The 13657-nt window shown below is 58.2% G+C and carries 16 protein-coding genes; all 16 read left to right on the forward strand.

Going from position 1 to position 13657, the window contains the following annotated elements:
- Positions 1-5: 5 nt before the first annotated feature.
- The 16 genes from NCT03_RS04640 (at position 6) to NCT03_RS34360 (ending at position 13502) form a co-directional block, all read left to right on the forward strand.
- A complete protein-coding gene (locus NCT03_RS04640; RefSeq protein ID WP_250464081.1) occupies positions 6-572 on the forward strand; it encodes a head-tail connector protein in 567 nt (188 codons plus the stop codon).
- On the forward strand, positions 572-910 hold the full coding sequence (locus NCT03_RS04645) for a phage head closure protein (protein ID WP_250464083.1): 339 nt from the start codon (positions 572-574) through the stop codon (positions 908-910). Before NCT03_RS04640 ends, NCT03_RS04645 begins: the two co-directional genes overlap by 1 nt.
- Positions 885-1238 carry a tail completion protein gp17 gene (gene gp17, locus NCT03_RS04650; protein WP_250464085.1) on the forward strand — a complete coding sequence of 118 codons (354 nt, stop codon included), beginning with the start codon at positions 885-887 and terminating at the stop codon, positions 1236-1238. The genes NCT03_RS04645 and gp17 overlap by 26 nt, the downstream gene beginning before the upstream one ends.
- A 54-nt stretch (positions 1239-1292) precedes the next feature.
- A complete protein-coding gene (locus NCT03_RS04655) occupies positions 1293-1790 on the forward strand; it encodes a phage tail tube protein (protein WP_250464087.1) in 498 nt (165 codons plus the stop codon).
- A 56-nt stretch (positions 1791-1846) separates the two neighbouring features.
- A complete protein-coding gene (locus NCT03_RS04660; RefSeq protein ID WP_250464089.1) occupies positions 1847-2182 on the forward strand; it encodes a hypothetical protein in 336 nt (111 codons plus the stop codon).
- Between the two features lie 20 nt (positions 2183-2202).
- Positions 2203-2571 carry a phage tail assembly protein T gene (locus tag NCT03_RS04665; RefSeq protein ID WP_250464091.1) on the forward strand — a complete coding sequence of 123 codons (369 nt, stop codon included), beginning with the start codon at positions 2203-2205 and terminating at the stop codon, positions 2569-2571.
- Positions 2564-3064 (forward strand): HK97-gp10 family putative phage morphogenesis protein, encoded by a 501-nt coding sequence (locus NCT03_RS04670; protein ID WP_250464093.1) that lies wholly within the window; start codon positions 2564-2566, stop codon positions 3062-3064. Before NCT03_RS04665 ends, NCT03_RS04670 begins: the two co-directional genes overlap by 8 nt.
- Complete coding sequence (locus NCT03_RS04675) at positions 3057-5819, forward strand: phage tail length tape measure family protein (RefSeq protein WP_250492059.1); 2763 nt, start codon at positions 3057-3059, stop codon at positions 5817-5819. Before NCT03_RS04670 ends, NCT03_RS04675 begins: the two co-directional genes overlap by 8 nt.
- 11 nt (positions 5820-5830) lie before the next feature.
- Positions 5831-6175: a phage tail protein gene (locus NCT03_RS04680; RefSeq protein ID WP_250492060.1), complete on the forward strand. Its 345-nt coding sequence runs from the start codon at positions 5831-5833 to the stop codon at positions 6173-6175.
- On the forward strand, positions 6172-6870 hold the full coding sequence (locus NCT03_RS04685; protein ID WP_250492061.1) for a phage minor tail protein L: 699 nt from the start codon (positions 6172-6174) through the stop codon (positions 6868-6870). The genes NCT03_RS04680 and NCT03_RS04685 overlap by 4 nt, the downstream gene beginning before the upstream one ends.
- Before the next feature lie 3 nt (positions 6871-6873).
- Positions 6874-7638 (forward strand): C40 family peptidase, encoded by a 765-nt coding sequence (locus NCT03_RS04690; RefSeq protein ID WP_250464101.1) that lies wholly within the window; start codon positions 6874-6876, stop codon positions 7636-7638.
- Positions 7626-10745 carry a phage tail protein gene (locus NCT03_RS04695; protein WP_250464103.1) on the forward strand — a complete coding sequence of 1040 codons (3120 nt, stop codon included), beginning with the start codon at positions 7626-7628 and terminating at the stop codon, positions 10743-10745. The genes NCT03_RS04690 and NCT03_RS04695 overlap by 13 nt, the downstream gene beginning before the upstream one ends.
- A gap of 5 nt (positions 10746-10750) precedes the next feature.
- Positions 10751-11725 carry a pentapeptide repeat-containing protein gene (locus NCT03_RS04700; protein WP_250464105.1) on the forward strand — a complete coding sequence of 325 codons (975 nt, stop codon included), beginning with the start codon at positions 10751-10753 and terminating at the stop codon, positions 11723-11725.
- Between the two features lie 356 nt (positions 11726-12081).
- On the forward strand, positions 12082-12282 hold the full coding sequence (locus NCT03_RS04705) for a hypothetical protein (protein ID WP_250464107.1): 201 nt from the start codon (positions 12082-12084) through the stop codon (positions 12280-12282).
- Positions 12283-12353: 71 nt separating this feature from the next.
- Entirely contained in the window at positions 12354-12851 is a 498-nt protein-coding gene (locus NCT03_RS04710; RefSeq protein WP_250492062.1) for a lysozyme, read from the forward strand.
- A gap of 123 nt (positions 12852-12974) precedes the next feature.
- Positions 12975-13502 (forward strand): DUF7338 family protein, encoded by a 528-nt coding sequence (locus NCT03_RS34360; protein ID WP_502800352.1) that lies wholly within the window; start codon positions 12975-12977, stop codon positions 13500-13502.
- Positions 13503-13657 lie beyond the last annotated feature (155 nt).

Below are 13657 nucleotides of genomic sequence, written 5' to 3' on the forward strand. Positions count from 1 at the left end.
ATTAAATGACCACCGTGCTGGTTCAATATCTGGACGACGCTGAACCACTGACGTTCGAAGATGTCGCTGCGCAATGCCGAATCGATGACGAGGATGAACGCGATTTCATTGAGCGAATTGTGATCCCAAGCGCGCGGCAGGCAGCAGAGAGTAAGTCCGGCGCTGCGATTCGCCACGCGCGGTACGTCGAGCGTTTTGCTAGCTTTCCGCAGGGCGAATTCCCGTTGTCGATTGGTCAGGTCCTAACCGTCGAAAGCGTGCAATCGCGCATTGCTTCGGAAGAGTTGACAACGCTGGATAGCAATACCTATGAGGTTGTGCAGCTGGGTCGTGAGACGCTTCTCGCGCCCAAGGCCAATCGCGCCTGGCCCGATGCCAGCACGGTCTTGATCACCTACCAAGCGGGCATTGACCTGTCGCGCTATCCATCGGTGCGTTCGTGGATGCTTCTGGCGGCCGCATGGGCATATGACCATCGCGAACTATTTGCACGGGGACAAGCCATCGGCGAGATGCCGGGTGGTTATGCCGACGTGCTGCTCGCGCCGATTTGCGTGCCATCGAGATTCTGATGCCGGCAGGAGTGTTCAATCGGACCGTGCGCATCGAGCGCCGTGTACGAGATCCAAATCGTGAATCGATCGCGTGGGAGCTTGTAATCAAGACGCGCGCGTTTGTGATTATGCAAAGCGGCAAGGAGATCATTGCGGCCGATGCGCCCATCAGCATTACGCGAGCAAGCGTGCGTATTCGGTATAGCCGGATAGCTTGCAAGGCCATCCGGCAGGGCATGCGCTTGACGGTTGATGGCCTCGTCATGCGCATTGAGCAAGTGCAGCCGGATGTTGATCAGCGCGAGTATATCCAACTTATCTGCGTCACCGATGAGCGCCGGGAAAATCGTTCGTAATGCGCTCGCGCGTCTGGCCGACGGGCGTGTGTTCGAAGACGTTGTGGATGACGATGTTAGCCCTCCGTGGATCGTTTATCAGGTGGCCGGCGGACGTTTTCCCGTCGGTCTGAGCGGCAAACCTTTGGGCGTTGTCCGTGCGCGAGTGCAGATATCCGTGTGGGATACCACGTCCGATGGTCGCACGAAGCTGATGCATCAAGTCGTGTGGGCCATCGTCAACCCTACGGTTGGCGCGGTGCCTCTAGGCGCACCTGAGGATGTCTTTGAGCGCGAGACCCGGCTTTTTGGAAGTCATCTTGATGTGAGTATCTGGAGCAAGTTTTAGTAGAACGTGATGGTAGGACCGCCGCGACGATTTTTGAATAACGGAGTAAAAGCAATGGCAGAGAAAACCACGCCGGAAGATATTTTTGGCGCAGATAACGACTCGAATAAGCAGCAGTCGACCGCAGTTCCATCGCAAGGCACCAAGCTGGAGTACAAGGACCCGAGCGGTGACAACGCTTCGTTTGCCGAAGTAGCAAACTTCACCGACATCTCAAGCTTCACGGGTTCGGCAAACCTGGTTGACGTTACGCGTTTGAATAGCACCGGTCGAGAGAAGAAGCGCGGTATGCAGGATTGGGGGCAAGTGACGCTCGCGCTTCACGTGAATATGACCGAGAAGTCGCATCAGGCATTGTTCAACGCAAGGAAAAACGGAACGCTGCTTGAGTTTAAGCTCACTTTGTCGGAAGGAACGGAAATCAAGTTTAATGCGCATGTGAAGGATTTCCCGATCGCGGCGAAGGTCGATCAGATGCTGACCAGCTCCGTCAACCTGGAGGTGAGCGGCGAGATCGAGATTACGTTCGGTAAAAAGCCGAATTCACGGTAAGGCTCTATCTAACGTCAGTTTATCTCATTCGCAGAACCAATCTAAAGAGGCCTGACATGCAACGAGAACAAATTTTATCGGCTCTTCAGCCCAATATCGTCGATGAGAACGTCGTGGCACTCGGAGGTGAGCGAGTACGCTTTCGCGAGCTCACGGGCGCGGCGCGCGACGCGCTTTACGACAGCGTTAAAGATCGCGCTGGAAACAGCGCATTTGAAGCGACGCTGATCGCCGCCACCGTGGTTGATGAAGGAGGTGAGCCGCTGTTCAGCGGAGACGACATTGAAGCGCTTCGTGCGGGGCGCAAGCCGCTCCTCGAAGAACTCGCGCAGATCGCGATGCGGCTGAACGGTCTCGGTAACCGCGCCCAGGAGGAAGCCACAAAAAACTGAAAGCCAGCCCGCGGAAACTGATGTGGATGCGCATTGCTATGGCATTGGGCATGTCGGTGCGGCGCGCCAAGCTCGAGGTGTTCAGTGCCGAATATTCGGATTGGGTGGCGCTGTTCGAACTCGAACCATGGGGCGGCCACATTGAAGATCTGCGGGCCGGCACACTTATGAGTCTGTTGTACAACATCCATCGTGGCAAGGAAGCACCGCTCGCGTCGGCGGCGGAGTTTACGCCTTGGTCTGGTTGGAGCCGCGAGCATTCAAAGCCTAGTGGGCGCAGCGCCGAGGAGATTGTGGCCGACACGTTTGGTGTCAATCTGGACGCAGCCAAACGCTCTGGCGCAAAGCGCCTCGTCGTGCGCAACGGGGAGGTGCTCGAGGGTGAGTAAAAACTATCGTGTTGAGAATCTTGAGGCGTTGACTGACATGTTCGCTAAGCTCGATGACGCGGTAAGTGAAAGCACGCTCCGCCAGGCGGCGGTGTGCGGCGCTCGCGTGATTCATGAAGAAGCGAAACGGCGCGCGCCAGTAGGCGATCGCATCGGCAAGCGTTTCGGCCGACCCCATTCGCCTGGATTCCTGCGAGACCATCTTCTTATTGCATACGATCAAGAGGAATCAGTGCCCGGCAAGCTTGCCTCCTACATCGTCACCTGGAGCGCGGACGCCTTTTATGGGCGTTTTGTGGAACTGGGCAAGCGAAACGCAGTGCCGTTGACGAAGCGCACAGTCGCGCGCGGCATTCACGACATCGAGTTTGGTAGTTCGCGAACGCCTGCGCAGCCGTTCATGCGTCCCGCGTTCGACGCCAAGAAGTCAGAGGCGGCTCGAAAGATGGCGGAGGTCGTTGAGCAGAAGTTGAAGGAGGCAGGCTGTGGCTAATGAGGTCGTCACTCGTATCAGCGCCGATGCGTCTGGTTTCGAAGCAGGCATGGAGCGAGTGAAACGCGCGAGCAAGGGTTTCGTCGCTGATCAACAAGCAAGCGCGCGAACCTTCGAGGCTTGTCAGAAAGACATGGCCGTGAGCAGCTCGGTGGTTGCGCGTGCGTTAGAAGAGGCGGCCAGTAACGGCGCTGCGGCGAGCGTGCGTCAGGTCAACGCTGCGGTGAAGGGCTTTCAAAAGGTGGCCGAGACCGCGGGCAAGACGCGTTTCGATTTAATGCGATTGAAGGCAGCAAACCTTGGCATTGCTGCGTCTGCGGAGCCATTGATTGCGAAGGCTGAAGCTGCCTCGCGCGCCATGCATCATCTGGGAGCCGGGTCGGCCGCCGCTCGGCGCGAATTGTTTGTGCTTGGGCACGAAGCCATGCAAGGCACTTGGAAGAATTTCATGGGCTCGCTCATGGTGCTCGGCGAGCGCATCGATGTCTTGCCGATGCTGTGTGGGCCGGCTGGCATCGCCTTAGGCGCCCTGGGTGCAAGCGCGTACGTTGCCTATCATGCCATTCACGCACTGAGCGAGCAGCAAGAGAAGCTCGATCATGCGATGGTTCTTTCTGGCAACTATGCAGCGCTCACCCAGGGCAAGTTACTGGTCTACTCCGACACCCTCTCGAGTCGTGTAGGTGTTTCGACGAACGACGCGCGCCAGGCGTTGATGAGTCTCGCGCAATCCGGGCGCGTCGCTGCGGCAGATCTCTTGCAAGTTGCCGAGGGTGTGGCGGCCTATGCAAAGGTCTCGGGGCACTCGACAGAGGACGTAGTGCGTCAATTCGAGCAGTCGTATGGACATGCTGCTCAAGCCGCGCGGAATTGGGCTGACACGCACCACGACCTGAGCCAGGCGCAGATCGAGCAGATCCGTACAGTCGAACAATCCGGCGACAAAGCGGGCGCATGGGCGCAGTTCGTACAAGCGGCGAGCCAACGCGCGCGAGAAGCCGTCGTGTCCGACAACAAGGCAATGACGGATAGCTACGAGACGCTTGGCCAACGGTGGGAGCGTTTTTGGCGGGGCGTCACAGGCAAGGTAGATGAGCTCGCGAAGTTGCAGGATGCGATTGCTTCCCAGCGAGGCATGCTGTATGACGCCGACGCTAATCCGTTCGGGACGAACACGGAGGCGATCGAAAGGGAGATCGCGGCGCTTGAGCGCCGCAAACATGCTCTGCTTGACCAAGCATCTAAAGCAGACTCGCACAAGAAGAGTGTCGACACGTTGGCATCCATGATGGCGCATCACGACGAAGAGATGAAGTCAGTGCGCTCGTGGAAGGAAAAGCTTGACGATGCGAACGCCAGCGCACGCGCAGCCAAAGATGCGATCCTGGGCGTCGCCAGAGCGGCCGGCAAGAGTCATCAGGAGCTTCGCGAGCTTGGGGCACGGCTCGATGCAGATCTGAAGAAGACGATTGCTCACAATGAGTCGCTCTACCATGCGCCAAAGGCCCAGGTCCGGGCGTCGCACACAGATGATGCCGCAAGGCGTTATCTCGACCGGCTTCGTGAGCAGGCTGCTGCGCTTCGGGCGCAGATGTCGACGACCGACAAGCTTAGCGACGCGCAAAAGGAGCTGGCGCGATTCAACGAGAAGATGGCCGCATTAAAGACGCACGCCGCGAATAGGGAAGAACAAAGTCTCGGGCACGCCCAATCAGCGATTCGATTACAGCTCGAGCGGAATATCGGCATGGAGAAAGAATTGAAGCTGCGCGAGGCGACAGCGAAGATCGCCGTGCAGGCGCTGCATGCGCGTGAGAGCCTGCGCGAGTACGGTGAGGAGCAAGCTGGCCGTTACGCGCGCGCGCTCATCGGGCGCGACGCGGATCCATTGCGCCGAGACGAGCAAGCTGATCTGAACGAAATCACGCGCAAGCACCAACGCGAGCTTGATGAGTTGCGAATGAGCGCAAGCTCAGAGGTATTAAACAGCGATGGGTATAGACGAGCGGTGGCTGATGTTCAAGCGAGTCTCGTCGAATCGATCGCGAACCATGACCGGTATTACGCGGAGCTCAGGGGTCGCCAAACCGATTGGCTCGAAGGTGCAAGCCGCGGCATGGCGGAGTTCTTCAAGGACACGCAAGCTCACGCGGAAACTGCACGCCACGCGGTGGTCAACGTCATGAGCCGGATGGAAGACGCGGTGACGAAGTTCGTGACAACGGGCAAGCTCGGTGTGAGAGAGTTTGTCGCCAGTGCGCTCGCCGATCTCTCGAAGCTTGCATTGCACCAGGCAATGGGTGGAATTATTGCAAGTCTCATAGATCGGTCACCGACCACAGAGGTGATTGCGCAGCTTCTGAAGCTACTGCCCCACCGCGCACAGGGCGGATCCATCTCCGGGCCGGGCACGGGCACAAGCGACAGCATTCCTGCGATGTTGTCCGACGGAGAGTACGTGGTGAACGCCGCCTCGGCACGTCAGCATCATGCGCTGCTCGAGGCAATCAATTCCAATCACTTGGCGCATTTCTCCTCGGGCGGCCTCGCGGGTGGGTCGAGCGCGGTCGCGGCACGATCGGAGGGCGCACAGGTTCACCTGGCTGTTCACCATCATGGAGGCTCGAGTCTAAGCGATCACGACCTTCGTGCGCTGCAGGAATGGGTGGGGGTGTTCTTCGACCAGAAGCTTGCGCGCAAGATGGGCGGCCAGGGCGGAGTCGGTTATTTGATGTCGCAGGGGTTGCTCGCGTGAGAGTCTCAGCTATGCATCGCACCTTTACCTGGTCACCTTCTGTTGATGCGGAGGGAACCACGCACATTCGAGTGCGCACGGTGCAGTTCGGCGACGGCTACAGCCAGGCGGTGGCCGACGGCGTGCGTAACGTCACGGAGTCGTGGCCGCTTCGGTTTGTTGGTGACGGGCAAGAAATCGGCGCAATCCGCGCGTTTCTCAATGCCACGCGCGGTACCGAAGCCTTTTACTGGACACCGCCATTAAGCACGCGTGGTCTGTTCAGGGTCGACGCTCAGCAGGGCGTGCAAACGCGCGCGCTCGCCGGCGATCTTTACGCATTGAGCGTGACATTCAAGGAGGTCTTTGACGCATGAGTGAAGTGATCAATGCGGCACGTGCGGACGTGCAGCGGCTGGAGCCGGGTGCGCTAATCAATTTATTCGAGCTCGATCTGACAAGCCGAGGCGGTGAAGTTCTGCGGTTTCACGCGCATCAGCACGGTGGCCTAATTAAATGGCAAGGGCAGCAGTATCACGCATTTCCCGTGCAGATTATGGGCTTTGGACGAACGGGTGACGCCGCACAACCCACGCCTACGCTGAGCGTCGCCAATCTCGACGGCGCGATTTCCAGACTATGCGAGCGATTTGCCGATCTCGTGGGCGCGCCGGTGCGGCGGCGCAGAACGCTTGCGCAGTATCTTGACGATAGCGCGCAAGCCGACCCGCATGCCGAGATGCCCGTCGAGGTGTGGCTAATTGAGCAAAAGACGCTTGAAACGGCGGCGGTGGTCGAATTCTCTTTGAGTTCACCCTTGGATCTGTCGGGGCGCAAACTGCCTGCACGCCAGATTATCAGTGCGGTGTGCCAATGGCAGTATCGCGGTGCTGAATGCGGGTACACGGGACCACCTTACTTCACGCGCAACAACATCGAGACGAAGAAGCCGGAAGAGGATATGTGCGGTGGGCGATTGTCGTGCTGCCGTGCGCGCTTCAAGAAAAACCCGCTGCCTTTTGGTGGCTTTCCGGCTGCAGGCGTGGATGGCGCGCTCACGCGCGGCGGATAAGTGATGCTTGCTGATCGGACGCGTGCGGCGATTCAGGAGCACGCGCTCGCGTGTTATCCGAACGAATCGTGCGGGCTAATCGTGAACGGCGATTACCTGCCGTGCGCCAATGTTTCAAATCTTCCGTCCGAGCACTTCTCCATTTCAGCGGCCGAGTACGCTTGCGCAGAAGACTTGGGATGCGCGCAGGCCATCGTTCATTCGCATCCTGATGCGAGTGCTCTGCCAAGCCTTGATGACCTGTTTGCATGTGGGACGTCAGGCGTTCCGGTGTGGCTCATCCAAAGCGTTGAACGCGGCGAGGGCGGCGCCGCTCAGGCAGGCCGCCTTCACCAATTTACGGCGCAAGCAATCGCTCAAGCGACTGCCACCGCGCCGCTCATCGGTGCGCGCTTCGTGCACGGCACACATGATTGTTATGGCGTCGTGCGACGTTATTACCGCGCAGCGCTCGACCTTGATCTGCCGGACTTCGAACGCTCCGGGAAGTGGTGGATCGATCCCGCCCGCTCGCTGTACCTGGACAACTACGAAGCGGCGGGCTTCGCGAACATTGAGCTCAGTGCAAGCTTGCATACGGGCGACGTCCTACTTATGGCGATTGCGAGCCGATACGGCGTGCCCAACCACGCCGCAGTCTATCTTGGGAACGACGAGATACTGCATCACCTTTGGGGTCAGCTCTCGCGACGTGAGCCGCTGCCCCGTTACCGCAAACACGTGACGCATGTGCTGCGTCACCGGGAGACGATTAATTGGAAGATGTAGTCCGCCCAATCAGGCTCTATGGGAGTCTGGGGGCCAAGTTCGGTCGCGACCACGCCTATGTCGTGCGTTCTCCTCGCGATGCCGTGCGAGCGCTCAGCACGATGGTTCCCGGATTCTGGCAGGAGCTCGTCAAAAGCGGTCAGCGGGGCGTGCGTTATGCGGTGTTCGTGGGCCAGCGCAATGTGGATAAGACGCAGCTCGATTGGCCCTCGGGTGGCGAGCCGATCCGCATCGCTCCGGTGATTGCGGGCAGTAAGGCCGGCGGGATATTCCAGACGATCGCAGGCGTGGCGCTTGCCGCCGCCGGGGCCGCCTCGATGTGGCTCATCCCGAGCAATAAATTCGGCATCGACATGATGCTCATGGGCGGCTCCTTGGCGCTGGGGGGAATTGCGCAGATGCTCTCGCCGCAGACGCCGACTCCGAGCCCGGTAAGTCAACACGGGATGCCAGGCATCCAGAACGTCGTCGCTCAAGGTGGTCCGGTGCCTTTGCTATACGGGCGCATGCGCGTTGGATCAACAGTGATCAGTGCGGACATCCAGGCCATCGATGCTCCGGCGCGTGCGGCCGAGCAGGACATTGCGCCGGTCGCGACGCAGACGTCAGGCGGCATTGAAGGGCAAGAGAAGACGGTTATCAACAGTCGCCTTTGCTGCACCATTGTCGATCTTATTTCGGAAGGAGAGATAGAGGGATTGGCCAACAACGTTGGACCATTTCCCGCTAAAGCTGTTCAGCGTCGCTCTGTGTATCTGGACGGCGTTCGAGTCGAAAATGACGACGGGAGCTTGAATTTCGAAGTTGAAAAATTTGATTTTGTCGAGGGGAAGGCTCAGCAGGACGCCATCAAGTGGGTCACGGCGGCCTCAAGTGAGGTGCAAGTGGGCGTCGAGCTTCAACGTCGTCTGGCCGACGCTTTTAAGGACGGAAAGAAAATCAAGGTCACGCAATTCACGCCCTGTAAGATCGAGGTCGCAGAGCCGGACGTGGATGAGGTGGATGTTACTGTCCAGGTGAATGATCTGTGGTGGGATTCGAATAAGGGGCACACCAACGCGACGATCAAACTTCAGTTTGCACCGTCGTACGATCCGGCACGCAAGAACGTTCCGGCACCCAAAGTTGAGACTAAAGAGATCACGGGGATCTGCCAGAGCTATAGCAAGACATTTACGTTTCCAGTAGAGCTGGTCGGAGGTGCGCGCTTTGTGCTGGAGATCTCGCGTGCGGACGAGATCGATCAAGATAAAAGTGTCGGCAAGAAGCACGGTACGGCACATGTAGTGAGCTACACAAAAAAGCGAACCGGCGAGTTCAAATATCCCGCTAGCGCAGTGGCGGCGATGCGCATCACCTCCGATAAATTCGACCGAATTCCAGTCCGCTCATACGACGTGAAGGGGTTGCTGGTTGAAGTACCGGACAACTACGATCCGGTCGGCCGCAAGTACGGCAAGGAGTGGACCGGGAAGTTTAAGCGCGCGTGGACAGACAATCCGGCATGGATCTTTCGAGATCTCCTTCTCAATGGCCGCTACGGCGCTGGTGCCTGGCTGCGGGATTCCCATGTCGATCGCTTCGCGTTATATGCGATTGCGAAGTACTGCGACGAGGAGGTTCCAAGTAGTGGCGGCGGCACAGAGCCGCGGTTCACCTGCAATTGCTACATCACGACACGTTCGCACGCGTTCGCCTTGTTGCAACAGCTTGCGAGCGTATTTCGCGGCATTGCCTACTGGAGCGCGGGCAGTGTGCTGACGTCGGCCGACATGCCGTGCGATCCGGCATATATTTACAACCCGAGCAATGTCGTGGAAGGGGTGTTCAAGTACACCGGGAGCGCGCTGAAGTCACGTTACACGGCGGTGATGGTCACATGGTGTGACCCGAACAACGGATTTCAGCGGGCCGTTGAAAGCGTCGAGGACCTTGATGGCATCGCTCTATACGGTTACAACACGGCAGAAATCACAGCGTTTGGCTGTACCAGCCGATCGCAGGCGCAACGGGCTGGGCATTGGCTTCTTGAGACCTCGCGCTTGGAGACCGACACCGTGACATTCGGTGTCGGTCTGGATGGAGCGCTTGCGCTTCCAGGACAGGTGATCGAGATTGCCGATCCGTTGCGCTCGCAGCGTTCGATAGGTGGGCGAATTAAGGCTGTGACGGATACAGGCCGTGTGATCCTGGACCGGGAGGTCGAGGCCCTTCCTGGGAGTTACCTTACGTTGATGATGCCGGATGCGAGCATTCATCGCGTGGGGATTGAGAGCGTACACGGTACCGAGGTAATGCCTAGCGGGCCGCTTCCAAAGACGCCTGTTCGGGGTGCGGCTTGGACGATTCAGCCGGCAGCCGAGGTACGGCAGTTGTATCGCGTGGTCGGTGTATCCGAATCGCATGACGGAACGTCTTTCACGATCACGGCGACGCGGCATGCGCCAGAAAAGTTCGCGCTCGTCGACAATGCGGCGGCGACTGACAAGACCGATCAAGCTTATGTGCCGATTGCCGCGCCAAGCGCCCTACGCCTTGAAGCATTCGCGGACTACGGTGCCAGAATGTCGGCCAAGATATCGTGGGGCGCGGTGGCCAGCGCCAAGCAGCATCTGATTGAATGGCATGAGTCGGGTCACGAAGTAAAGAAAGAGCGGCTTGCAAACACGAAGTGCGAGTGGGTCGTGCACGACTTAAAGCCCGGCAACTACACAGCGCGCGTTCAGGCCGAGGTGTGGGACGGTCGCTTGTCGGAGGTGGCTGAGGTGAGCCGGACGCTCAATGGATTGGTCTCAATCAAGGACCTGCGCCTGGGCCGTGATCGTAGAGCGTTGATAATCGACTGCGAGCTCGAAGGCGCAACCAACACACTGCAATGGCGTGTTGAGGTTCGCCTAGGTGAGACGGACAAGTTCGCTGACGCCAGGGGCAACCTATACGGCGAAATTGGCTCCGCACGGATGCGGGTAGCCGAGCGCCGTTCAGGATATTGCTGGGTCCGGGCGATCTATGCGATCCCCTCGCCATCTGGCGACTTCAATAGCCGTCATTCAAGCGCCTGGTTTCCGAGTGAAGCCGGGCCTGGCATGCGATACGAAAAGGATTGACGCGGATGCAAGCGAACGAGACCAAGTGGGGACTTCTACCTTGGAACAAAGGTTTCGACTATAAGAATCGCCGAACGGGCGAACTGGTCCTCACGCAAACCGACGATAAATTCCGAGATTCGCTGCGTGAGGCTGTTTCCAAAAAGCGTGATCTCAGCCATATCGACCTGGGTAAAACAACAATATTTAGTGGCGCTCCGCTATCAGATTCGCAGTTGCGCGCAGCGCGCCTGGCCGACGCAAATCTGGTGGGGGCGAATCTGGAACGAGCTACGATTGAACAAGCCGATATGCGCAGTGCCGATCTAGAGGAGGCAGTGCTCGTTGGCGCGCAATTGAGCGGTGCCGTTCTGTGCGGCGCTAATTTGGTCAATGCCAAGATGGCTGGGGCTGTATTGCGTGGCGCGGATTTGATGGGCGCTAACTTGTACGGAGCTGACTTGAAAGGGGCTGATTTGCGCGATTGCAACCTGAGCGGCGCGATGCTTGAGGGCGCGAACCTCGACGGCGCAATTCGCAGCGACACGTCATGGAAGCGTGGCACTGAGATCAAAAACCGTCATACCGGCGCGGTGATTCTAACCACGCAGAGCGACAACCTTGCTGACGATCTCAGTCAAGCCGCGAACAGGAATTTAAGTCACGCAGATCTTGGCGGCGAGCATCGGGGCAGTGCGCCGCTCGTGAATGTGAAGCTCGCGAACGCCTCGCTTTGCGATGTCGACTTCACTGGAGCAAAGCTCACATGCGCGGACCTGCGTGAGGCTGATTTGCGGGGTGCGATTCTTGTGCGAGCTGCGCTTGAGGGCGCGAATCTGAGTGGAGCATGTCTGCGCAGCGCGGATCTGTCCGATGCTGACTTGCGCGGAGCTGACCTAAGCGGCGCGGACCTGGATGGCGCGTGTCTTTACAAGGCAAATCTTCAGGGTGCCGATCTGGCAGGCACGAATTTGCGTGCTACGTGCTTCAACCGGATTTAGCGATAGCAAAGCTATCGCGTGTGATCGGTCGGCTGTCTGCTGTGTGGCGTGCAAGCTCAGAATTCGTACGCGTCACATTGTTCAAGGAGCACAACACGCTTAAAGTGATAGCGCTCCGCACGTATTGGTAACGGCGTTGCTCGTCCGAATGGACGGGCAATTGCGGAGTAGTTTGTGATCCTCGACCCTGAGGGCCATTTTCAAGCCCTCTTTAAGCCGCCTCGTGCGGCTTTTTTTTCGTCCATTCACGCGCGCCAGGAAGTGGCTAGCGCGATTGAGGAGCAATTAAGCCTCTGCGAAAGGATCGCACATCAAAGCACGCAGACGACACTTATGTGGTGATTAGTGGAGATGCAATGAAAGACGATGTAACCGCAAGCGCGGCAAAAGCGATGCCCGTCATTGGTGGAAACTTTTGGCTGTGGCTGAATAATCACGATATCAATTGGTGGGTAGCGGTGGCGACGCTTGCCTACATTGGCGCTAGTTTCGTGTTCGCCTGGAGAAAAGATCGGCGCGACCAACGCGCGCGCGAACGCGAGTCGGCTCACGCCTGATTCGCATAAATATGAACGGAGCCCCGCTTGCCATCGGCAGTCGGGGCTTTGTTGTTTCTGGAGATCATTGAATGGCAAACCTTGGGAGAGCAGCGCTCGCGGGCATAGCCGGCACCGTGGCCGCGACGACGCTGTATTGCATCGTGCCTCGCTTTGAAGGGGTTGTGCATCGCGGTTACCTCGATCCTGTGGGTATCGCGACGAAATGCAGCGGCGACACGCACAACGTCGTTGTCGGTCAGTCGTACAGTTCGGCCGAGTGCTGGGAGTCGTTGAACCGCCAACTCATGAAGCATGCCGATAATGTGCTTCGGTGTACGCCAGAATTGAAGGACCATCCGAATCAACTCGCAGCCGCGGTCAGCTTTGCCTACAACATAGGCGGCACAGCCTACTGCAAAAGCACAACCGCGAAACGATTCAATGAGCGTGACTGGAGGGGCGCTTGCCGGGCGATGAATGAATCAGACGACGGGCGCGCTCAATGGGTGAGTTCAAGAGGCCGGGTGCTTCCTGGCCTTGTAAAACGGCGCGCTGAGGAGCGTGCACTTTGTGAAAAGGAACTGTAAATGAGGAGTCTGAATCGAATCCGGTCGATAGTGCGCACGTTGCGGCGAGGCCTTCCAACGTCGAGGATGCCCAGACCTTCCGCCGATCGCTCCGGCGAGGCGCGCAGTATTGCTTTGATGATCATGCGCTGGCTCGGTCTTGCGTTCGTCAGCCTGTGCGTTGTATTAATAGCGTGCCTTATGGCACCCGTGCTACCGTTATTTGCCCTCGGTAGTAATACTTTGCCGCGTTGGTTGCGATGGTTCCAGACACCTGATAATTCCTTAGACGGCGACGAAAATTTTAAGAAAAACCTTGCCCCCTTTCCTGGGCCACAGCGGGGCTGGCGGCAGTATGTTAACCGGGTTGTTTGGCTGTGGCGCAATCCTTCTTACGGGTTCGACCTTGAAGTTCTTGGGTTCACCGCGACAGAAGACGCGACTCTGTCCACGTTCGGCACGCTGCCGATGAACGTTGCTCCGCCGCGTACGGGATGGTACTTCGCGGTGGCGGGAAATCTTGACGGTACAACCGCGTGGCAGTTTTATGCCGTAAAGCGTTGGGGAGCGTGGGCGTCGCGCGTGAACTTTGGCTGGAAGCTGTGGAGCGTACCTGGCAGGTGCCAGTTTGTAGTGACGATACAGCCTTACCTTTCGATATCGACGCAATAGCTGGCGCGTCGTACACAAAAGACGCGTGATGTAACCGCTGATTGCCGCGTCCGATCGGCGGATGCAGCTATCGCTTGAACTTCACTGACGCGAGCTTCTCTGTTGGAGCCCGTCAGTCGATATCGCATTGAAATTCTTAAGCGAGGAAAGGACTC

This window comes from Caballeronia sp. GAWG1-1, assembly GCF_023631465.1.
In the GTDB taxonomy this organism is placed as follows: Bacteria; Pseudomonadota; Gammaproteobacteria; order Burkholderiales; family Burkholderiaceae; genus Caballeronia.